21 protein-coding genes are annotated in these 21,425 nt (G+C 64.0%); 6 read left to right on the forward strand and 15 right to left on the reverse strand.

Annotated elements, in window-relative coordinates:
* Window positions 1-24: 24 nt before the first annotated feature.
* On the reverse strand, window positions 25-783 hold the full coding sequence (locus tag ABIB66_RS03620; RefSeq protein WP_354204503.1) for an SDR family NAD(P)-dependent oxidoreductase: 759 nt from the start codon (window positions 781-783) through the stop codon (window positions 25-27).
* 162 nt (window positions 784-945) lie between these two features.
* On the opposite strand from ABIB66_RS03620, the gene ABIB66_RS03625 reads away from it, so the two are divergent.
* From ABIB66_RS03625 to ABIB66_RS03650, 6 genes are read left to right on the forward strand one after another with little or no spacing between them, the layout of a single operon-like run.
* The gene (locus tag ABIB66_RS03625) at window positions 946-2,205 is read left to right on the forward strand and encodes an extracellular solute-binding protein (RefSeq protein ID WP_354204501.1); all 1,260 of its coding nucleotides are present in this window, start codon (window positions 946-948) and stop codon (window positions 2,203-2,205) included.
* 2 nt (window positions 2,206-2,207) lie between these two features.
* Window positions 2,208-3,149 carry a carbohydrate ABC transporter permease gene (locus ABIB66_RS03630; RefSeq protein ID WP_473321536.1) on the forward strand — a complete coding sequence of 314 codons (942 nt, stop codon included), beginning with the start codon at window positions 2,208-2,210 and terminating at the stop codon, window positions 3,147-3,149.
* Window positions 3,142-3,990 (forward strand): carbohydrate ABC transporter permease, encoded by an 849-nt coding sequence (locus ABIB66_RS03635; protein WP_354204499.1) that lies wholly within the window; start codon window positions 3,142-3,144, stop codon window positions 3,988-3,990. Before ABIB66_RS03630 ends, ABIB66_RS03635 begins: the two co-directional genes overlap by 8 nt.
* Window positions 3,991-4,012: 22 nt before the next feature.
* Window positions 4,013-5,110 carry a Gfo/Idh/MocA family protein gene (locus ABIB66_RS03640; RefSeq protein ID WP_354204497.1) on the forward strand — a complete coding sequence of 366 codons (1,098 nt, stop codon included), beginning with the start codon at window positions 4,013-4,015 and terminating at the stop codon, window positions 5,108-5,110.
* Window positions 5,111-5,120: 10 nt separating this feature from the next.
* Window positions 5,121-5,765, forward strand: a complete 645-nt coding sequence (locus ABIB66_RS03645) for a ThuA domain-containing protein (protein ID WP_354204495.1) — start codon at window positions 5,121-5,123, stop codon at window positions 5,763-5,765.
* On the forward strand, window positions 5,762-6,811 hold the full coding sequence (locus ABIB66_RS03650) for a LacI family DNA-binding transcriptional regulator (RefSeq protein ID WP_354204493.1): 1,050 nt from the start codon (window positions 5,762-5,764) through the stop codon (window positions 6,809-6,811). Before ABIB66_RS03645 ends, ABIB66_RS03650 begins: the two co-directional genes overlap by 4 nt.
* A 23-nt stretch (window positions 6,812-6,834) precedes the next feature.
* Here ABIB66_RS03650 and ABIB66_RS03655 read toward each other — a convergent pair whose 3' ends face one another.
* From ABIB66_RS03655 to ABIB66_RS03720, 14 genes are read right to left on the reverse strand one after another with little or no spacing between them, the layout of a single operon-like run.
* A complete protein-coding gene (locus ABIB66_RS03655; protein WP_354204491.1) occupies window positions 6,835-7,461 on the reverse strand; it encodes an FMN-dependent NADH-azoreductase in 627 nt (208 codons plus the stop codon).
* 3 nt (window positions 7,462-7,464) lie between these two features.
* A complete protein-coding gene (locus ABIB66_RS03660; RefSeq protein ID WP_354204489.1) occupies window positions 7,465-9,039 on the reverse strand; it encodes an isochorismatase family protein in 1,575 nt (524 codons plus the stop codon).
* A gap of 17 nt (window positions 9,040-9,056) precedes the next feature.
* Complete coding sequence (locus tag ABIB66_RS03665) at window positions 9,057-9,905, reverse strand: MBL fold metallo-hydrolase (protein WP_275167539.1); 849 nt, start codon at window positions 9,903-9,905, stop codon at window positions 9,057-9,059.
* A gap of 41 nt (window positions 9,906-9,946) precedes the next feature.
* Complete coding sequence (locus tag ABIB66_RS03670) at window positions 9,947-10,831, reverse strand: amidohydrolase family protein (RefSeq protein WP_354254148.1); 885 nt, start codon at window positions 10,829-10,831, stop codon at window positions 9,947-9,949.
* Window positions 10,828-11,949: a vWA domain-containing protein gene (locus ABIB66_RS03675; RefSeq protein WP_354204484.1), complete on the reverse strand. Its 1,122-nt coding sequence runs from the start codon at window positions 11,947-11,949 to the stop codon at window positions 10,828-10,830. The genes ABIB66_RS03670 and ABIB66_RS03675 overlap by 4 nt, the downstream gene beginning before the upstream one ends.
* Window positions 11,946-12,827: an AAA family ATPase gene (locus ABIB66_RS03680; RefSeq protein ID WP_354204482.1), complete on the reverse strand. Its 882-nt coding sequence runs from the start codon at window positions 12,825-12,827 to the stop codon at window positions 11,946-11,948. Before ABIB66_RS03680 ends, ABIB66_RS03675 begins: the two co-directional genes overlap by 4 nt.
* Window positions 12,828-12,834: 7 nt before the next feature.
* The gene (locus tag ABIB66_RS03685; RefSeq protein WP_063992928.1) at window positions 12,835-13,857 is read right to left on the reverse strand and encodes a xanthine dehydrogenase family protein molybdopterin-binding subunit; all 1,023 of its coding nucleotides are present in this window, start codon (window positions 13,855-13,857) and stop codon (window positions 12,835-12,837) included.
* A 1-nt stretch (window position 13,858) separates the two neighbouring features.
* A complete protein-coding gene (locus ABIB66_RS03690; RefSeq protein ID WP_354204479.1) occupies window positions 13,859-15,454 on the reverse strand; it encodes a xanthine dehydrogenase family protein molybdopterin-binding subunit in 1,596 nt (531 codons plus the stop codon).
* A gap of 11 nt (window positions 15,455-15,465) precedes the next feature.
* Window positions 15,466-15,942 carry a (2Fe-2S)-binding protein gene (locus tag ABIB66_RS03695; RefSeq protein WP_354204477.1) on the reverse strand — a complete coding sequence of 159 codons (477 nt, stop codon included), beginning with the start codon at window positions 15,940-15,942 and terminating at the stop codon, window positions 15,466-15,468.
* 5 nt (window positions 15,943-15,947) lie between these two features.
* Entirely contained in the window at window positions 15,948-16,766 is an 819-nt protein-coding gene (locus ABIB66_RS03700; protein ID WP_354254150.1) for an FAD binding domain-containing protein, read from the reverse strand.
* Window positions 16,763-17,212 (reverse strand): SRPBCC family protein, encoded by a 450-nt coding sequence (locus ABIB66_RS03705; RefSeq protein ID WP_354204473.1) that lies wholly within the window; start codon window positions 17,210-17,212, stop codon window positions 16,763-16,765. Before ABIB66_RS03705 ends, ABIB66_RS03700 begins: the two co-directional genes overlap by 4 nt.
* A 5-nt stretch (window positions 17,213-17,217) precedes the next feature.
* Window positions 17,218-17,655 carry an SRPBCC family protein gene (locus ABIB66_RS03710; RefSeq protein WP_007593021.1) on the reverse strand — a complete coding sequence of 146 codons (438 nt, stop codon included), beginning with the start codon at window positions 17,653-17,655 and terminating at the stop codon, window positions 17,218-17,220.
* A 9-nt stretch (window positions 17,656-17,664) separates the two neighbouring features.
* Window positions 17,665-20,565, reverse strand: a complete 2,901-nt coding sequence (locus ABIB66_RS03715) for a flotillin family protein (protein ID WP_354204471.1) — start codon at window positions 20,563-20,565, stop codon at window positions 17,665-17,667.
* 25 nt (window positions 20,566-20,590) lie between these two features.
* Entirely contained in the window at window positions 20,591-21,424 is an 834-nt protein-coding gene (locus ABIB66_RS03720; protein ID WP_275167529.1) for a phosphoenolpyruvate hydrolase family protein, read from the reverse strand.
* Between the last annotated feature and the right edge of the window lies 1 nt (window position 21,425).

A 21,425-nucleotide genomic window follows, 5' to 3' on the forward strand; every position in this document is an offset into this window, starting at 1 on the left:
ATGCACGATCCGGTCTGGTCCGCCTCAGACCCAGCCGCCATCGACGATGTAGTGCTGGGCTGTGCAGGCGGAAGCTTCGTCGGAAGCGAGGAAGATGGTGAACTTCGCGACCTCGTCCGGCACGAGCTTGCGCTTCAGGCATTGTCGTTGCATCAGCTCGACCTCGCCCTCGGGCGTCATCCATTTGTCGAGCTGGCGCTCGGTCATGATCCATCCCGGCGCTATCGCGTTCACGCGGATGTTGTAGGAGCCGTAATCGCGCGCCAGCGAGCGTGTGAGACCGATCACGCCTGATTTGCTGGCGGTGTAGGCGGCCATGCCGCCTTGTCCGGCGATCCACGACACGGAGCCGAAATTGATGATGGCACCGGCGTTCGCCGCCTTCATGTCCGGCAACACGGCCTGCGCAGCAAAGAACTGGTGCTTCAAATTGACCGCGATGCGGTCGTCCCAATACTCCGGTGTCATTTCCTCGGTGCTGTGCCGCTCGTCATGCGCGGCATTGTTGACGAGGATGTTGATCGCGCCGTGCACGTTCCGCGCCTCCGCGACACCGGCGCGCAACGCGGCGATATCGGTCAAGTCGACCCGCATGAAACTCGCGTTAAGCCCTTGGTCCGATAGCTCGCATGCCAGGGATTGGCCCTCGTCGACTTTGATGTCGAAGAACACGACATTGGATTTCTGCAGTGCGAAGCGCCGCACGATCGCAGCGCCAATTCCGGATGCGCCCCCGGTGACGAGAACAACCTTGCCGGCGAGGTCGGAATAAACGGCAGCCATGGATATCCCTCGATTTGCGTTGGGCAGCGCAACGCGCTGCCGACTCTCCCGCTCACCTTAGCTACTGCGCTCGTGAGGTGCATAGATCAGAATTTCAGTTGCGTACCTCAAAAATCGAAGGCAGGATTGCACCAAAGAATAAAAGCCGTTGGGAGGAATGTGATGAGACTGCTCGGGAAACTGGGACTGGCCGTTGTCGCATGCCTGTTCGGGGCGAAACTCGCTGCGGCCGAAACGACGGTCAAGTGGCTGCACATCGAGGCCAACCCGGCCCAGGTCAAAATCTGGGAGGAGGTTGCGCGCGCCTATGAGGGGTTGCATCCGGGCGTGAAGGTCGAGATGCAGTTCCTCGAGAACGAGGCCTACAAGGCCAAGCTGCCGACCATCCTGCAATCCAAAGACCGGCCCAACATCATCTACAGCTGGGCGGGCGGTGTCCTGAAGACGCAGATCGAGGCCGGCGTGCTCGAAGAGATCACCGATTCTGTGAAGGGTTACAGCGACAGTCTCACACCGGCGGCGCTCGCCGCCTTCACCAGCAACGGCCGTGTTTATGGTCTGCCCACAGCACTCTCGCAGGTTGGCTTCCTCTGCAACAAGGAGCTGATGGCCAAGGCGAAGGTCGATCCTGCCGGGATCAAGAGCTGGGACGATCTGCTTGCTGCCGTGAAGACGTTGAAATCCGCCGGCGTGACCCCGATCGTCGTCGGCGGCGCCGACAAATGGCCGCTGCACTTCTACTGGACGCATCTTGCTGTGCGCATCGGCGGCAAGGCGGCGTTCGATGCGGCGCTACGCGGCGAGAACGGCGGCTTTGCCGGGGAGACCTTCCAAAAATCCGGCGAGCTGTTCAAGCAGCTCGTGGATCTCCAGCCGTTCCAGAATGGCTTCCTGGGTTTCAAGAATCCGCAAGCCGTCGGCTATTTCGGCGACGGCAAGGCGGCGATGACGCTCGCGATCAGCACGGTCTATCATCTGCAACGCGCTCTCGCCGCCGACAAAGTCGGATTGAACGAAGACAAGATCTGCTGGTTCGACTTCCCGGTCGTGACCGGCGGCAAGGGCGCGCCGACCGATACGCTCGGCGGCATCACCGGTTGGCTGATTACGAAAGGCTCGCCGAAGGAGGCTGTCGATTTCCTGAAATATTTCGTCTCCAAGGATGTGCAGACGCGGCTTGCCGCCGGCAACTTCATCATCCCGGTGGTGCAGGGCGCGGATGTCGGCCTCAACAACGCTTTCATGAAGCTGATCGCCGCCAATCTGGCGAAGTCGAACTACCACCAGAACTTCTATGACCAGAGCCTCGGTCCGTCGGTCGGCCGCGTCGTCAACGATGTCACGGCCGAGATCGCCGGTGGCAGCATGAGCCCGCAAGACGCTGCCAAGGCGATCGAAGCGGCGTGGAAGCAGGGCAACTGACGGTGGCGCGGCGGACCGCGAGCGTGTCGGCGATCGGCGCTGCTGGCGAGATGGTGCCACAGGTCACGATCCGCGGCCCAAGTTGGGACGGCAGGCTGACGGTGCTCATCCTGTTCCTGCCGCCGGCGCTGCTGTTGTTCACGTTGTTCGTTGTGCTGCCGATCGGCGAAGCAGCCTGGTATTCGGGCTTCAATTGGAACGGGTTCGGCAGGCCGACCAATTGGATCGGCTTGGACAATTACCGCTTTGTGCTGGAGACCCGCGCCTTCTGGCTCGCGCTGCGCAACAACGGCCTGATTATCGGAGTTTCGCTCGCCATTCAGCTGCCGCTTGCGCTCACGCTGGCCTTGATGCTCGCCGAACGCTTTCGAGGGGCGGTGGCTCTGCGCATGCTGTTCTTCATGCCCTTTATCCTGGCGGAGATCGCGACCGGGCTGATCTTCAGCTTCGTCTATGATGGCGACTACGGCCTTGTAGCTTCGATCTGGCGCACCTTCGGCGCCGAGCCCCCACATCTGCTTGCCTCGACGGATACGGCCATGCTGGCGGTGCTGATCGTGATCGTCTGGAAGTACTTTGGCTTCCACATGATGCTGTTCATCGCAGCGCTCCAGAGCCTCGACAAGAGCCTGGTCGAGGCGGCACGCATTGACGGCGCGACCCGATCGCAAGCCTTGCGACATGTGGTCATCCCGTTGCTCTATCCGACGATTCGGCTCTCAGTGTTCTTCGCCATCGTCGGCTCGCTGCAGCTCTTCGACCTCGTCATGCCGCTGACGCGCGGCGGCCCTGCGGACTCCTCGAACACGATGGTGAGTTTTCTCTACAACAACGGCATCTCGCGCATGCGGGTCGGCTACGGGAGCGCTATCGGTGTCATTCTGTTCGCGATCTGCGTGACCTTTGCCTTCACGTACAAGCGATGGTTCATGCGCGATGAGTAACGCCAAGGCTATTCGCGCGCCGTTCGATCCCTCAATGCTGTTCAAGATGGTGTTCCTCGCCGTCGTTGCCATCATCGTCATGGTGCCGTTGCTCGCGACCTTGTTCGGTGGCTTCAAATCGCTCGGCGAACTGCGCGTCAATCCGTTTGGCTTGCCACGTCACTGGGAGTGGCAGAACTATGCCGACATCCTGTTCTCGGCACGCTACTGGCAGCTCTTGCGCAACTCACTGATTATCTCGACTCTCACGGTGGCACTGACCCTGATCGTCGCCTCGATGGCGGCATTCACCTTCGCCCATATCAGGTTCTACGGCAGCTCGATGCTGCTGAGCTACCTGACGCTGGGCCTGCTGTTTCCGGCCGCGACAGCGGTGCTGCCGCTCTTCATCAAAGTGCGCGATCTCGGGTTGCTCGATACATATTTTGGCGTTGCCCTGCCGCAGGCAGCCTTCGGTCTTGCGATGAGCGTGCTGCTGCTGCGGCGTTTCTTCAAGGACATCCCGTACGAACTGCTGGAGGCCGCGCTGGTCGACGGCTGCAGCTATATCAAGTTTTTCCGCTATGTGACGTTGCCTTTATCGCGGCCGATCCTGGCGACCGTCGGCACCATCACCTTCGTCAACAGCTGGAATGCCTATCTGTTGCCGCTGGTGATGCTCAACACCGACGCGCTCTATCCCTGGCCGCTCGGTATCATGATTTATCAGGGCGAGTATTCGTCCGAGTGGCATCTGATCCTCGCCTTCATCACGCTGACCATCCTGCCGACGATCGTTCTCTTTCTTCTGGCGCAGAAACACATCGTCGCTGGCCTCACCGCAGGCGCGGTCAAGGGGTGAACGGTACCTCACGGAGATCACAATGAGAAAAGTCGGCATCGGCATCATCGGCTGCGGCAATATCAGCACAGCTTATCTGAAGGCGGCCCAGCGCTTCCCGGTCATGGAAATCAAGGCGCTCGCCGATATGCGCAGCGACGTCGCGGAGCGGCAGGGCTCCGCCTTCGGATTGCCGGCGATGCGGGTCGATCAACTGCTCAAGCGGGACGATATTGAGATCGTCATCAATCTCACCGTGCCACTCGCCCACACTGACGTCAGCCTCGCAGTGCTAAACGCCGGCAAGCACGTTCATTCCGAGAAGCCGCTCGGCATCAACGTCACGGAAGCCCGCAAGGTGATGGATCTCGCCGCGCAAAAGGGTCTTCGCGTCGGCTGCGCGCCCGATACGTTCCTTGGCGGCGGACACCAGACCGCGCGCAAGCTGATCGACGATGGTGCGATCGGCAGGCCTGTGGCCGGTAGCGCGTTCTTCGGCTGCCCCGGCCACGAGCGCTGGCATCCGGCGCCGGGTTTCTACTATTTGCGCGGCGGCGGGCCGATGCTTGACATGGGGCCGTACTACATCACTGATCTCGTGCAGCTGCTCGGCCCGGTGGCGAGCGTGATGGGCTCGACCGCGCGTCCGAAATCCGAGCGGCTGGTCACCAGCCAGCCGATGAACGGCACGCTGATCCCGGTCGAAGTTGCGACCCATGTCGCCGGCACGCTCGAATTCGAGAGCGGGGCGGTTGTCTCAATCGCGATGAGCTTTGATGTGCCGAAGCACCGGCACGCGCCAATTGAGATTTATGGCGACAAGGGCAGCATGCTGGTGCCGGACCCGAACCGCTTCGGCGGCGAAGTGCAGGTCGCCAGGACCGGGGGCGACTGGGAGCCGGTGCCGCTGACTCATGGTCATGTCGATGGCGAGTTCCGTTCCATTGGCGTCGCCGACATGGCCTCCGCGATCCTGAATGACCGGCCGCATCGTGCCAGCGGCGCACTCGCTCTCCACGTGCTGGAGGTGATGGAGGCGTTCCAGACCTCCGCCGACGAAGGGCGACGCGTCAAGATCGAGAGCTGCGTCGAGCGGCCGGCGATGCTGCCGGCCGGGCGTGAAACCGGACAGATCGACTAAGGACAGAAACATGCGCAAGGCAATGATTGTATGGGGCGGCTGGCCGGGGCACGATCCCGATCTCTGTGCTTCGATGATCCGCGGCTGGCTGAAAGCGGAAGGCTTCGAGGTGCGGACCGAAACCACCACCGCCGCGTTCGCCGATCCCGCGATTCACGACCTGTCACTGATCATCCCGATCTATACCATGTCGAAGATCGAGAAGGCGGAAGCGCTCAACCTCTGCGCTGCGGTCCGCAGCGGCGTCGGGCTCGCCGGCCATCATGGCGGCATGGGCGACGCGTTCCGCGATTCCGTCGACTACCAGTTCCTGTGCGGAGGGCAGTGGGTTGCGCATCCCGGCAACATCATCGACTACAAGGTCGACTTGACGAAGCCGGATGATCCCATCATGAAGGGCCTGAAGAGTTTCGAGCACCGTTCCGAGCAATACTACATGCATGTCGACCCCGCCAACGAGGTGTTGGCGACGACGACCTTCACCGGCGAGCACGCGCCCTGGATCGAGGGCGTGGTGATGCCCGTGGTCTGGAAGAAGCGATACGGCGCGGGCAGGGTGTTCTATTCCTCGCTCGGCCACCGCGCCTACGAGCTCGACGTACCGGAGATCCGAACGTTGATGACCCGTGGCATGCTGTGGGCCGCACGCGAATGACTGCTGGTGCGACCCAGCCGGTGATTCGTGCCACGCTTGAGGACGTCGCGCGCACGGCGGGTGTTTCGCTCGCCACGGTCGACCGCGTCGTCAACCGGCGTGAGGGCGTGCGCGCCAAGACCGTCGCGCGAGTCGAGGCCGCGGTGGCAAAACTCGGCTATCGGGCCGACGTCGCGGCCGCTCGGCTTGCCCGCGGGCAGACGTTCCGCTTTGCCTTCGTGCTGCCGACCGGCAGCAACAGCTTCATGACCAACCTGACCGAGCAGGTCCAGCGCACCGCGGACTGGCTCGCCGGCCAGCGCGGCTTCATTGATGTCCTCCATGTTGACGTGTTCGATCCGGACGTACTCGCCGCCGCCCTGGAAAATCTCTCGCCGGCGTATCAGGGCGTCGCCGTCATCGCGCTCGACCATCCCAGGGTACGCGCGGCGATCGACGAACTCACCGCGCGCGGGGTCGCTGTGGTGACCCTTGTGTCGGACGCGCCGAGCTCGCGTCGCCTGCACTATGTCGGCATCGACAATCCGGCGGCAGGCCGCACCGCTGCAACGCTGATGGGACGGTTCCTCACTGGTCGCAAGGGGACGGTGGCCGTGATCGCGGGATCGTTGTCGCTGCGCGATCACACCGAACGGCAATTCGGCTTCCACCAGATCCTGTCCAGCGAGTATCCGAACCTGCTCGCGCTGCCGGTGATCGAGGGCCGCGACGACAGCGAGCGCACGCGAGAGCTCACTGCGGCACTGCTCGCGCGCCAGCCCGATCTGCGCGGCATCTACTGCTGCGGCGCCGGCAACCGTGGCATCGCCGACGCGCTCGAGGCCTCAGGACGCGCGCGCGAGGTGGTCTGGATTGCCCATGAGCTCACTCAATATACACGGCGTTTCCTGGTGCGCGGCGCGCTCGATGCCATCATCAACCAGGATCCCGGCCACGAGGCACGGTCTGCGGCGAGAATTCTGCTCGCGCATTGTTCGGGTGAGCCCATCAGCCCCGACCAGGAGCGCATCCGCATCGACATTTTTCTGCGGGACAATCTGCCGTAATCTCGACTGGCCGGCGGGGCGCATCAGAAGCTCGCGGCCATTTCGGCCAGACGTTGGTGGGCCCTTTCGCGGGCCGCTTCCATGGGCTGTTGCGGTCCGGTGGTTGGCCCAATCAGAATGAAACGGACATTGTTGATGCCGACAAAGCGCAAGATTTCGCGGAGGTAAGGCGTTGCCATGTCGATGCGGCCGCGGTTCATGCCGGTGGCAAAATCGCTGCCACTGGCGATGATGACGATGGTCGGCCGGTCCTTCAGCAGCGGGATATATCCCAGGGACGGGTCGAACCGGAAGGTGAGCCCGGGTTGGACGATGACGTCGAACCATTGCTTAAGCTTATAGGGAATGCTGAAGTTCCACATCGGCGTCGAAATCAGCACCCGCTCGGCGAGCGCTAAGCGCACCGCCATCCGCTCGGCTTCCGCGAAACTGTCCCGCTGCGCGTCGTTGAAGGCTTGCGCCTTCATCCGCGCATATTTGGCTTCGACAATGGGGCCTGAAAACTCCGGCAGGCGCTCCCGCCAGAGATTCATGACGTCCACGTCCCAGTCGGGCCGAGCTCGGCGAAAGCCGTCAAGGAAAACGCGTGCGCCGGCGCTTGACCAGGAGTCGTCGCGGGGCGAGCAGGACAGGTGCAGGAGCTTCGCCACCGCTCATCCCAGCGCTTTGATGACCGCATCGGCCTTGGTCACGACGGCGACGTTTTGCATGGCAAAGTTGATCGACGCAGCGTGCCAATCGGCGTTCATGGTCGAGCAGCAATCCTCGGGAACAACCATGAAGTAGCCCTTGTCGGCACCTGTCCGCGCCGTGTGCTCGACCGACATGTTGGTCCAGGCGCCGGTGTTGATGATCATGTCGCGGCCGGTTGCTTTCAGAATTGTTTCGAGCCTCGTGCCTTCCCAAGCGCTCATGCGCACCTTCTCGACCACGAAGTCGCCGGGCCGTGGTTCGAGACCTGACACCGGTGCCGCGCCCCAGCTTCCGCGCACCATCGCCTTGCTGTCGAGGAGACCCTCGAACAGCGGCGCATTCAAGGTCACGCCGGGCGCGCCGGACTCGACGACGAACCAGACATGAATGATGGCGACGCCGCGCGCCCGCGCCGTTTCCGCCAGGCGGCGAACATTCTCGACGACATGCTGCTGGCGCGCATGCCCGGGCGCGCCGGAATCGGCAAAGGCGCCACCGTCCATGATGACGTCGTTCTGGAGGTCCTGGATGATCATGGCACAGCGTCGCGGGTCGAGCTGCATTTCGCCGTCGGCGAGGACGGGTGCAGCGGAAGCAGAGCCGGTCGCTGCAGTGCCGCTGCCTCGCTTGCCGCTCATATAGGGCTCATGGCGCGGTCCGACCTTGGTGGGGACGGCATAGACCGAGTGCGTCGAAGTCAGGTACAGCGTGCGAAAATCCGGCCCGCCCCAGGTAAGGTTGGCGACGAGCTCGGGCAGGCGGAGCTTGCCGAGCAGCTCGCTCTGCGGCGAATAGACCCAGACCCCGCCGGGTGCCGTAACCCAGACGTTGCCGTGCTGGTCGCACTTCATGCCGTCCGGCAAGCCGGGCTCGAGTTCGGAGCGGATGCCGCTCCCGAATACACGCGCACTCGACAGCGAGCCGTCGCCGTTGACGTCGAATACGCGGATCAGTGCCTGCACGGTGTCGTTGACATAGAGCAGTTTCTCGTCGGGCGAGAAGCACAGCCCGTTCGGTTGGTCGAACAGATTGCGGTCAACGACCAGCTTCGGCTCGGCGCCGGGCACGACGCGATAGACGCCCTGGAAACCGAGCTGCCTTGGCCGCTCGACGCCATAGACTGGCATGCGGCCGTACCAGGGATCCGAGAAATAGATCGCGCCGGAGGAGTGCACGCAGACGTCGTTGGGGCTGTTAAGCTCCTGCCCCCCAAAGTGCGAGGCTAGCACCTCGCGCCGCCCGTCCGGCCGCTCGCGGATCAACGACGATGTCGCGTGCTCGCAAACGATCAAATTGAGCTCGGCGTCATAGGTCATGCCGTTGCATTTGTTCGACGGACGTTTGACCTCGGCGATGCCGCGCCGCCCATCCCAGCGCCGGCGCACGTCGCCCGGCATGTCCGAGAACAGCAGATAATGATCGACCGGATGCCAGATCGGTCCCTCCGTGAAGTCAAAACCGGTGCCGATCTGCGCGACCGGTGCGTAAGGATCGATCAGGGTCTCGAATTCGGAGCGCAAGGTGACGTGCGTCATCGTCCATCCTCTGGCGTCTAGGCCGGAAACCAGTTGCGCTGGGGCAGGGATTGCACGACCGGTCCAGGGACCTGGTCGTGCAGCCGGCCGACGACGTTGCCGCCCTCGATCTTGGCGGGACGGTCGTGGACCGGCAGCAGATAGCGCGAATTGCTGAGCAGCTTCTTGATGGCGGCCTTCTCGGCCCGCTTGGTGGTGCCGTGGTTGCCCGTGGTGCGTGGCTCCCAGTCGTGGATCTCGTTGAAGGGCGTCACGATCTGGTCGTTGAAATCATAGATGACGTCACCGCAGATGGTGGCGATGCCGTCGGCGGTTTCTACGATGATGTTCATCGACCCCTCGGTATGCGCATTCGCGGCGTCGCAGTAGACGCCCGGCATCAGCTCGATGGGACCCGTGATTTCGAGGTCGAGAAAGCGCAGCGCGCTCTTGGTGTGCAGACGGTCGATCAGATGCTTGATATCCGGCGCCGGATATTGCGGATGCATGAGGCCGGACACGGAATACTCGAGCTCGCGGCGGTTGAGGACGACGGTCGTGTTCATCGGAAACAGATCGTCCTTGCCAGCGTGGTCGATATGCAGATGGGTGTGGCAGACGAAACGCACATCGCCCATCCGCACGCCGTGCCGCGCAAGCTGGTTCTCAATCATGTGCTCGTGATACTGCAGGCCGCGCATCCCCAGCGTTTCCATGATCTGGTTGGAGCGGTAACCCGTATCGACCACGACCGGGTATTTGCCGCCGAGGATCAGGAAGCCGAGGGTGAGGACACGGCGGGTGCGGCCGCAGTCGTGGCCGAGAACCAGAAAGCTCGATTCCAGCTCGATATCGCCATAGTCCAGGATCTTGATTTCCAGCGGCATTCCGTCCCTCCTGTGTCCGTTCTTATTGGTTTCCTCGGCGCTCAGAGCCGATAGACGCGCATGGCGGTGGTTCTGAAGATGGCTTCGCGCTGATCATCTCGCAGCGGCGCTGCGGCGGCACGGAACGCATCGATCAACTCGCGGTAGCTGGTCCACAATTTCTCGATTGGAAAATTCGAGCCGAACAAGCAGCGTTCGGCGCCGAAGATCGCGATCGTGTCGGTCAGGACGGATGCGATATGCGCGGGGTCGTTGCGGTGGATGAAGGTTCCGAGCCCCGACAGTTTCGACACGACGTTCGGGCAGGCGGCGAGGCGGGCCATCCCGGCACGCCACGCGGCGCGGGCTGAGGGTGAAAGGTCCTCGAGCATGCCGGCGTGCTGGAGGATGAAGATCACCTTGGGGCAGGCTTCCGCAAGGTGTGCGGCGTCCGGCATCTGCGGCGTGAACACCTGAAGGTCAAAGCTCCAGCCATAGTCCGCAAGGCAAGCGATATTGCGCTGGATCACGGGATCGGTGCAGAGATCCGGCCGCGCGGCAAAGCGATAAAGCGGGTTCTCGTGCCAATGCAGTTGCATGCGAACACCGCGTACCAGGGCATGGCGCTTCAGGCGGTCGAGCTGTGGACGCACATCGCCCACTGAAAAGTCGGCGTAAGCCACGATGGCATGCGGCCAGCCGTGCTCCTCGGCGGTCTGCTGCACCCAAGCGGCCTCGTCCTCGAAGCGGTCATTGGTCCAGTTGGTCTGGACATAGACCGACCGGGTAACGCCGCTGCCTTCGAGGTCGCCGAGATATTCCTCGATCGGGTAATCGCGCCGGATCGGCTCGTATGGACCGAAGATGCGCGGTTGCATCGGACCGACCAGCCAGGGCAGGTCGGCCTGGCGCCAGATATGATGGTGCCCATCGACGATGTCGGTCACGCAACTCTCCTTTGTCCCAGCGCCAGCACGTGCGCGACGATCGACGCGCTCGATCCACCATCGACGAGGTCGTCGACGAGGCGTTCGATCGCGACCAGCGCTTCGGTCTGCGGGCGAAAGCCGGGACCAGACGCGAGCGGCGTCAGCCAGCTCACGCGCCACGCACGGCGCGATAGTTTCGCGACCGCGTCGCGCAGCGCATCGGGTTCGCCCCGCTCCAGGCCGTCGGAAACGATGATCACGGCGGCGCCCCGCGCGTATCCGCCGAAGCGGGGCACCGCGAGAAAGGCCTGAAGCGCATCGCCGATTCGGGTGCCGCCGTCCCAGTCGCTCACCACGTAGGCCGCGGCGTTGAGCGCTTGCTCGCGCCGCTTGAGACGCAACGGCCGGGTGATGCGGGTCAGCCGTGTGCCGAAGGTGAAGACCTCGACGTTGGGCGCCGCCTGCACCAGCGCGTGCGCGAACTTCATATTCTCCTCGGTGCGGGTCTTCATCGAGCCGGAGACGTCGATCAGAAGCAACACCTTGCGTGGACGCTGCCGCCGCTTCAAACGTCCCAGCCGGAGGATTTCGCCGTCGCTGCGAACGGAGTCGCGCAGGGTGCGGCGCAAATCCGCGTAGGGCCCGCTGCGTGCCCGCATGCGGCGATGGCCGCGCCGCTTCGGTAGGCGCCTGGGTGCCTCGCGGGACAGACGGCGCAGCGCACCGGTGGTCGAGAGCTGCGCAAACCGGCGCTCGACGAGGGCTTCGGCGCGCGCTGCTGCGAGACCGGACTCATTGGCTTCGTCCGACAACAGCGGCTCGTCGTTTCCGCGGGCCTCCTCTTGCAGCCGAACCGTCTCGTCGTCCTCACCGTCATCGACGCGCTCGATGGCCTCGTTTCCACGAAAGTGCAGATCGAACAGCCGGTCGAACGTTGCACGACGGTCCGGCGGAGGGGCCAGTGTTGCGAGGGCTGCCTGCCGAATGTCCTCCAGGCGGCGGGGACCGAGCAACTGGATTGCGGCCAGGAACGAGGTCGTCTGTTCCGGTGCGACGGCAAACCTGTTCGTTCGCAACAAGCCGACGAACGAGATGAAAACACGCGCAGCGTGCGGCAGTTCGGGTTCGGCGCTCATGCAGAGGCCTCCGCCAGCAGGGCATCGAGGCGCGGCGAGATAAAGTGCAGATCCTCCTCGTCTTTCAGGGCAACGCCGATCGAGCGCCTGAATGCATCAGGCCAGCGCGCCCCGCCCTTGTGCAGCAGCGTGGCGGCCTCAGCCCAGTCGACGGCCTCGGCAATCCCGGGCGCCTTGCTGAGCGGCTCGCGTCGCAGCTTCTCGACGGCCGCGACGACGGCCCGCGCGGTCCCTTCGGCGACGCTGGAGGCCCGCATCATCACGATGCGCGCTTCGCGCTCAGCGGTGGGATAGTCGATCCAGTGATAGACGCATCGCCTCCGCAACGCTTCATGAAGATCCCGCGTGCGGTTTGAAGTCAGGACGACGACCGGGCGCTCGGAGGCGCGCACCGTACCGCGTTCCGGGATCGAGATCTGGAAGTCAGACAGAAACTCGAGCAGGAAGGCTTCGAATTCCTGGTCGGCGCGATCGATTTCGTCGATCAATAGCACAGTCGAGTCAGGCGCGCGCAGCGTCGCCAGCATGGGTCGCTCGATCAGAAACGTTTCGCCATAGATGTCGATGCTCTCATCGCCGGCCTGACGGATGGCGAGCATCTGGCGCGGATAGTTCCATTCATAGAGTGCGGCGGACGCGTCGATGCCTTCGTAGCATTGCAGGCGGATTAGTCGGCGGCCGAGGACAGCGGCAATAGCTTTGGCGGCCTCGGTCTTGCCGACGCCCGGCGCGCCCTCGAGCAGCAATGGCTTGCCCAACGCCAGCCCGAGATAGGCCGCGGTCGCCAGTCCCTCGTCGGCGAGGTAATAGGCCGCCCGAAGCGCCTTCTCCAGGGCCTCGGGGCTGTCGATGCCGACGATGTTGCTGCGGACGGCCATCGAGTCCTCAGCGCCGCGCCTGAGGGCGCGCACCGCCCTCGGCCTTGATCGCGCGCAGCACCTTCTCCGGCGTAATCGGCAGATCGTCGATGCGGACGCCGACGGCGTTGAAGATGGCATTCGCAACCGCTGGCAATACGGGATTCGCGCACATTTCGCCCGGACCCTTGGCGCCAAAGGGGCCATCGGGGGCGGGACGTTCCAACACGGCGATGTCGTGCGGGCAGATGTCGCCAGGACCGGGCATGACATATTCGACGAAGTCGCGAGGGCCGTGGATAGGGTCGGGATAATAGGGTTCAGGCGTCTCGTAGAGCGCGTGACTGACGCCCATCCACGCGCCGCCGACGAGCTGTTGCTCGACCAGGCGCGGGTTGAGCGCACGGCCGAGCTCATAGGCCGAGTCCATGCGGATCATCGTGACCTCGCCGGTCTCGTCGTCAACCTCGACCTCGGCGACGAGACAGGCGTGGGCGTAGCAGGTCGCCGGCGACATCTCGCCGGTTTCCGGATCGACATTGGACAGGGGAACCAGGAAGATGCCACGACCCGCGATGGTCTTGCCCTGCTTGAACTGCGCCGCGATGGCGACGTCCTTGGTGGAGATCGAGCGGTGCGGCGCGCCCTTGACGTGGATGTTGCCACGCCCGTCGGTTTCGAGATCGGCGGCGTTGACCTCGAGTTCCTCTGCTGCGGCTTCCATCATCACGCCGCGCGCCTCGCGCGCCGCCGCCATCACGGCATTGCCGACGCGATGTGTGCCGCGCGAGGCGAACGAACCCATGCAATGCGGACCGGTATCGGAATCGGCGGTGTCGACATAGACGTCCTCGACGGGTACGCCGAGTGTCTCTGCGCAAATCTGCCGCGTTACCGACTTCATGCCTTGGCCGAGATCAATCGACGACAGCGCCACGGTGAACTTGCCGCTCGGATTGGAGTGAACCAGGGCCTGGCTGGGATCGCCACCGAGGTTCATGCCGATGGGATAATTGACCGACGCGATGCCGCGTCCGCGATGTCGGGTCATCTCAACGCCTCCTGGTGCCGAACACGGATGAGAATCGACCCGCCCCATGCGAGGGCGATGTTGGTCGCGATGGCTGCGGCGGTGGCGGTGCGGGCGGTGGGGGCTCGCGCGGCGGTTCGCGCGACGCGGTCGTTGGCAGGCGATCATAGCTCGTGCGCTGCTGCGCCGGCGTAGTTATCCGCGCGTTGGTGTCGGCAGGCGTCCGCGGGATGGCGGCGCGGCTGCCGCCTCCGTCCTTGCGGGAGGAGGCGCGCTTGAACTCGTCGCGGATCGGCCATTTGGCTTTCTCGGCAGCGACCTGGACGCACTCGATCAGTGCCGTGTTCTTGGCCTCGCGCCGATGCGCCTTCATGTCGCCGTCGCGATAGGCATTGAGGATACGGAACTCCATCGGATCCATGCCGACGAGGTTCGCGAGCTTGTCCATCTGGCACTCGATCGCAAAATCCATTGCCGTGACGCCGAAGCCGCGCATCGCGGTTGCCGGCGTACGGTTGGTGAAGACGCAGTAGACATCGCCATAGACGTTCGGGATGGTGTAAGGCCCTGGCAGGTGGGCTGCGCATTTGACCGCTGCATAGCTTGAGAGCCGCGTATATGCGCCGCTGTCGAAATATGCGCGGATCTTTCGCGCGACGACCCGGCCGTCGCGCATCACGCCGTCCTTGATGTAGATGCGCTCGGCGCCGCGCGGCGGGCCGTATTGCATCTCTTCTTCGCGTCCGAACACGTAACGCACGGGACGTCCCGTCAGCATCGCACCCAGGATGCATAAAGGTTCGGTCAGCGTGTCCACCTTGCCGCCAAAGCCGCCGCCGACGGTGCCGCCAATGAAATGGAAGGTGTTGGAGGGGACGTCGAGAATCTTGGCGCAGGTGTCGACTGAGAAGAACAGTGCCTGCGTCGACGTATAGACGACGTAGCGCCCGTTGGTGTCGGGCGCCGCGATCGAGCCGTTGGTTTCGGTCGGCGCGTGCTCGATAGGCGACATCTGGTAGCGCTGCTCGAGCACGTGATCGGCGGTCGCGAGCGCGGCATCGGCATCGCCGAAGCGGAGTTTTTGGTGGTCATATACGTCGTGATAAATGAAGGCATTCTTCGGATAAGTATCGTTGACGACCGGTGCGCCGGCCTTCAACGCATGTTCCACGTCGAACACGGCAGGCAACGGCTCATAGTCGATCCGCACCTTTGCAATCGCCTCGAACGCCTCGCGCTCGCTGTCGGCGACGACAGCCAGGATCGGTTCGCCCTTGTAGCGGACCTTGTCGACGGCCAGCGACGGTTCGTCGTCCTTGCCGAAATTGATCAGGCTCAAGAGCGTGTTGAGGTTACGGGGCACGTCGGAGCCGCGGATGATCCGGCGCACGCCGGCGGAGCGCTCGGCCTCCGCGGTGTCGATCCGTCGGATCCTTGCATGAGAATGGGTCGAGCGGACGACTTTCAGGTGCAGCATGCCCTGGAGCTTGTGGTCGTTGAAATAGCTCGATGTGCCCGTGACATGGCCGAGCATGTCCTGGCGCTGTGTGCCCTTGCCGATCTCGTTGAGATTATCGTCGCGCTCGTCCGCGAAAATGTCTTTGCGCAGTTCCAGCATGGTCTGGTCCTTCAGGCGCTCACCCGGCCGCCGGAGGCGGCGAGGATGGCGTTGATGATCGGCTCGTAGCCGGTGCAGCGGCAGATGTTGCCGGAGATCGCCTCGACGATCTCGGCGCGGCTCGGGGAGGGATTGCGGTCGAGCAGCGCCTTGGCCGCCATCAGCATGCCCGGCGTGCAATAGCCGCACTGGGCAGCAAAATTCTCGGCGAAAGCGCGTTGCAGCGGATGCAGGTTTGGTCCTTGCTTCAGGCTATCCAGCGTCTCGACGGAGCGGCCGGCGACGGTCTCGGCCAGCGTCAGACAGGAGAGATGAAGCTCGCCGTCGACCAGGACGCTGCACGTGCCGCAGCCCCCCTGGCCGCAACCGAACTTCGGCGTCATGTCGCCGATCAATTCGCGAAGCGCGACGAGCAGGTTGGTGCCGCCATCGACGAAAATGGCGACATCGCTGCCGTTGTGACGAAATTGCAGGGCAGTCCTGGCCATACGATCTATTCCTGACCCAAGAGAAGACGACGCAGATGTACGCCGACGATCTCGCGGCGATACCAGGCGCTGCCGAGCGCGTTGTCGGACGGCGATGTTCCTTCCACGGCTGCAGAGGCTGCGGCCGCAATGGTCGCGGCATCGAGCGAGCGGCCTTCCAGCGCGCGTTCGGCCGCCCGCGCACGTATTTGCGTCGGCGCCATCGATCCCAATGCAATGCGTGCCCCGGCGACCCGCCCGCCGCTGATAGGCAGATGTGCGGCGAGCGTGATAACCGAGCCGCCTTTGGGCTTGATTCGTGCGATCTTGCGGTAGCGGAAAGCCTCCGCGCTCGCCGGCCGCGTGCAGGACACCGACAGCACGAGCGTGCCCGCCTGCCTTTCACGTGACTGCAAAAACTCCTCAATCGGAATGTCGCGCGATCCAAAGCCGCCTTGCAGGGCCACGGTGGCATCGAGCGCAAGCATGGCGACGGTGAAATCGCCATAGGGATTGGGCGCAAACAGATTGCCGCCCACCGTACCCATGTTGCGCACCGCCGGGCCACCAATCGAGCGGGCAGGAGCGTGCAGGAAAGCGAGGTCGCGCTCGCCCAGAATCCGGGCGAAAGTTACGCCGGCACCCAGTGTGATCCGCGGGCCTGAGGGGTCGATGCGCATCAAGGCATGGTCATTGGCGCGCACGACGGTCGAGATGGAGATGTCGCCTTCGTTCAGTGCGCGGATCACGAGCGTGCCGCCGCCGAGATAGCGCGCATTGCGATCGGACGACAGCGCTGCGGCGGCCTCACTCAAACTCGTGAAGGTCTTCACCGTCACAGTCATGTTGACACAGCCTCCTTGAGGTGCCGGCGGATCGCGTCGAACCCCGCTTGGTAGATATCTTCCGCGACCATGTGGGTGATACGGTCCTTGTCCTCCGGCCGTGTCGAGAAGCGGGATTCCCAGTGCCAGAAGGTGCGGTCGCCGTCCGTCACGGGCAGCAGGCGGACGTGGGCCACGTAGTTGAACATCGGGACCGGCGTATCGAGCAGGCAATAGCTGAAGGTCTGCTCCAGATCCGATAGCGTCAGCAATTGCTCGCGCAGCTCGGAGCCGTCCTGGAGCTTGAACCGCCTGACACAGCCGATCTTGTCCGAGGCTTGGGCGCGCTCGATCGTGGAGGTCGCGACCGCCGGATGCCAACGATCGTGCCCGTTGAAATCGCGCAGCACGGCCCACAGGGAGCCGGTCGGCGCATCCACGATCGTGCTCTTGATGATGTGCGGCACGGCGCTCAGCCTCCGAACTGGCGTTTGAGAGCGTCGAAGCCGCCCTGGAACACGCCGCCGCCGATATTTGCGACGAGCTCCGCCTCCCGCTCGGGTGCGCAGTCGAACTCGGCGGTCCATTCCATGAAGGTCTGGTCGCCATCCGTGACCGGCGTCAGCCGAAGCGTGGCGACGTAGTCCTCGACCCCCATCGGGGATTCGAGGATCGAGTAGGTGCAGAACATGTCGTAATCGGACAGGCCGAGCAGCTTCTCCCGGATACGATCGCCGTTGCGCAGGCGAAAATCCCTGACGCAGCCGATCTTGTCGGAGGGCTCGCCGCCCTCGATGCGGCTTTCCGCAATCGCGGGATGCCAGTTCGGCAGACCGTTGAAGTCGCGCACCCGCGCCCAGACGCGGTCGTTGCGCGCGTTGACGACGGTTGAGACGTAGACGCGGGCCATGGTGCGACCTCAGCTCTTCTTCCGAGGGCTGCGCTCGGCGGGCGGCTCGCCCTCGGCCGAAGGCGAGGGTGCAGCGGCTGGCTTCTCGCCGCCGCCGCCCTTGCGTGCGGAGTCCTTGATGCCCTGCATGTCGCGCGCTTCCCGGATCAGGCCTGGCATCTTGGCGAGGCTGCCGCCTTCGACGCCGATGTCCGCCAGAAGCGAGTCGATCAGCGGCGCCTGGACGCGGTAGCGCAGCGCCGAGTCGATCACCTCGTCGGTGGCGCTGCGGCCGCCATTGCCGCCATGGCCGTTGCCGTTGAGGCCGTCGACCTGGAGGATGCGGATGCCCTCGATCTTCTCCATCGGCTTCACGCTCTCACGGACGATGCCCTCGATGCGGTCGAGCAGCTTTCGCCGGAACAGCGAGTAGCGCGCCTGGTCGGTCAGCACGTTCTCGGCCTCGTTGAGCATACGCTGCCCCTCGGCCTCGACCGCAGCGCGGATCCGTTCGGCTTCCGCGGCAATTCGCGTCTCCTCGGCCTGCTTCTCGGCGATCAGGATCTCCACGGTCTTACGGCGCTTCGCAATCTCGCTCTCGCGCGCGGTAATGACACGCTCGGTCGCTTCAGTGGCATGCACCCGCGCTTCCTCGGCCGAGGCCTTGGCCGCAGATTCCTCCAACGACTTCAGGTGGATGGCAATCGCCTTCTCCATCAGAACGGTCTCGACCTCCCTCTCGCGATTGATTTCAAGCTTGCGTAGCTCGCGCTCGCGGCCGATGCGGGCCTCGTCGAGGCCACGATCGGACGCGATGCGGGAGCGCTCGACCTCTTCGCGCGCGGCAATCTCGGCTTCCTGGAGCGACTGGACACGGGCGACCTCGAGTTGTTCGATGGAACGTCGGCGTTCGATCCGCGCCGCCTCCAGCGCATGCTCGCGCGAGACATCCGTGGTCTCGACCTCCCTGCGCGCGACAATCTCGGCCTGCCTGACCTGGCGGTCGGCGTCGATGCGCTCGGACTTCTTGGTCGAAAGCGCAATGACGCGGTCCTCGTCCGCGATCTCGATCGCCTTCTTGTGCTCGATGTTGAGGACTTCGCGCTTCTTGGAGGACGTGATCCGCTCGGCTTCGAGCGCGAGATCGACGCCGATGCGCTGGCGCTCGATGGCGTCGCGACGCTTCAACTCGGCAGCCTCGAGCACGGCGGTGCGCTCGATCTCGAGCGCGCGCGTGTCACGCTCGGCCTGAATACGCTCGGCTGCAACGGACTTCTCCTGCGCAATCCGGGCGGCTTCGATGGCTTCGCGTGAGGCAATGTCGGCTTCCTCGACGGCGCGGTTTCGGGCGATTTCCAGCGAGCGAACGCGTTCTTGCTGGGTGATGCGGGCAGCTTCCGTGGCTTCGCGCGCCGTGACCTCTGCGACTTCCAGCGTCTGGTTGCGTTCGATCTCCAACTGCCGGGTATTTTGCTCGACCGCGATGCGCTCGACGGCGAGCCTATGCTCGCGGGCGATGCGCGCCGCCTCGACCGCGCGTTGCGCCTCAATCTCGGCTTCCTGGATGTTACGCACCTGCTGGATCTCCAGCGCTCGGGTGCGCTCATCGGATGCGATGCGCTCGACATTGACGATCATGATCTGGGCGATGCGGGCCTTTTCGGTGGTCTCGCGGGCAGCGATCTCGGCTTCGTCCACGGCGCGAGTCCGGTCGATCTCGCGGCGTCGGGTCTCCTCCTCGTTCGCGATGCGGGCGTCGGTCACGACGCGGTCTTGCTGGATACGCGCTTTCTCGATTGCCTCGCGGGCGGTGATCTCGGCTTCCTCGACGGTCTGCATCCGCTCGATTTCGCGCTGGCGCACCTCGCGCTCGGAGGCGATGCGGCTGGTATCGATCGAGCGCTGGTTGGCGATCCGGGCCTTCTCGATATCCTCCCGTGCGAGCAGTTCCTTCTCCTCGATGGTGCGGGTGCGCTCGATCTCCCGCTGACGGGTCTCACGCTCCGAAGCGATGCGGGCTTCGGCGATCGCCTGGTCGTTGGCGATTCGCGCCTTCTCGATGGTTTCACGGGCGGAAATCTGCGCCTGCTCGGCTTCGGTCTCGCGCAGGGCTCGCTCACGTGCGACTTCGGTGCGTTGCAGGGCGCGGCGCATCTCGATGTCACGCTCCTGTTCGAGGCGCGCCGTCTCGCTTTCGCGTTCGATCTCAAGCGCCTGCCGCTCGGCCTCCAGGTTGCGGGAGCGGATCTTGATCATCGAAACCTGCTCGATGTCGTTGCGCAGCTTGCGTTTGGCCTCGATGTCCTCCATCAGGCGGGTCAGACCTTCGGCGTCGAAGCGGTTCGAGGGATTGAAGAATTCGAGATCGGTCTGGTCGAGATCGGTGATCGCGACTGACTCCAGCTCGAGTCCGTTCTGGGCGAGTGCTTCTGCCGCGTTGGCTTTGAGGCGGGCGACGTACTCACCACGCTGCTCGTGCATCTGCTCGAGGGTCATCTCCGAGGCAACGGAACGAATGGCTGAGATGAATTTGCCGGCGAGGAGGGCGTGGAGCTGCTCGGGCTCCATGGTGCGGCGGCCGAGCGTGGCGGCCGCGATAGACACGGCTTCGCGGGTCGCCTGGACCCGGACATAAAAGTCAGCCTCGATGTCGACGCGCATGCGGTCTCGGGTGATCACGGCGTCCTGGCGGGAGCGAACGATGCCCATCGGCTGCACGTTCATGTTGACCGGCGTGTAGTCGTGGATGAACGGCAGCACGAAGGCGCCGCCGTTGATCACAACGCGCTCGCCGAGCAGGCCGGTGCGAACGAATGATGTCTCCTTGGACGAGCGATGATAGAGCCAGTTCACGATGTAGACGCCGACCACGATCACCACGACGGCGACGATCAACCAGAGGATCAATTCACCGACCAGAGTCCCTGACATGTTTCTCTCCCTCGACCTTTCGGCGTTATCGCGCGCCGATCGCCTTGAATTTGCGAACCTGATCCGTCAGCGCCCGCTCGACCGGCAGCCGCTCCATCGAGGAGGCGCCGTAGAAGCCGTGGCAATTGCGTGTGTTCCTCATGATGAAATCGGCATCGTCAGGATCGGAGATCGGTCCGCCATGAGCGAGCACCAGAATGTCCGGGTTGACGCCGAGCGCGGCGGAGGCCCAGGTGTCGATGTGCGCTGGGCAATCAGTCAGCTTGTGTGCGGTCTGCGCGCCGATGGTCCCCCCCGTCGTCAGGCCCAGATGACAGACGATAATATCCGCGCCCGCGATCGCCATCGCGGCGGCCTCCTTCTCGCTAAAGACGTAGGGCGTCGTCAGCAGGTCCTTCTCGCGCGCCTTTGCGATCATGTCGATCTCGAGCGCGTAGGACATGCCGGTCTCTTCGAGATTGGCACGGAAGACGCCGTCGATAAGGCCGACGGTTGGAAAGTTCTGCACGCCGGCGAAGCCGAGCGCCTTCAATTGGTCCAGGAAAAGATCCATGTCGCGGAACGGATCCGTGCCATTGACGCCGGCGAGCACTGGCGTTCTGGTGACGACGGGCAGCACTTCGCCGGCCATCTCCAGCACGATCGCGTTGGCGTCGCCGTAAGCCATCAATCCCGCGAGCGAGCCTCGGCCGGCCATGCGGTAGCGGCCGGAATTGTAGATGACGATGAGGTCGACACCGCCGGCCTCTTCGCATTTGGCCGACAAGCCGGTGCCGGCCCCGCCGCCGACGATGGGCTCGCCGCGCCTTGCCATGTCGCGGAAGCGCTTCAACAGTGCAGCGCGTTCAAACCGGGCCATC

The sequence above is a fragment of the Bradyrhizobium sp. F1.13.3 genome (genome assembly GCF_040548265.1).
GTDB lineage: Bacteria > Pseudomonadota > Alphaproteobacteria > Rhizobiales > Xanthobacteraceae > Bradyrhizobium.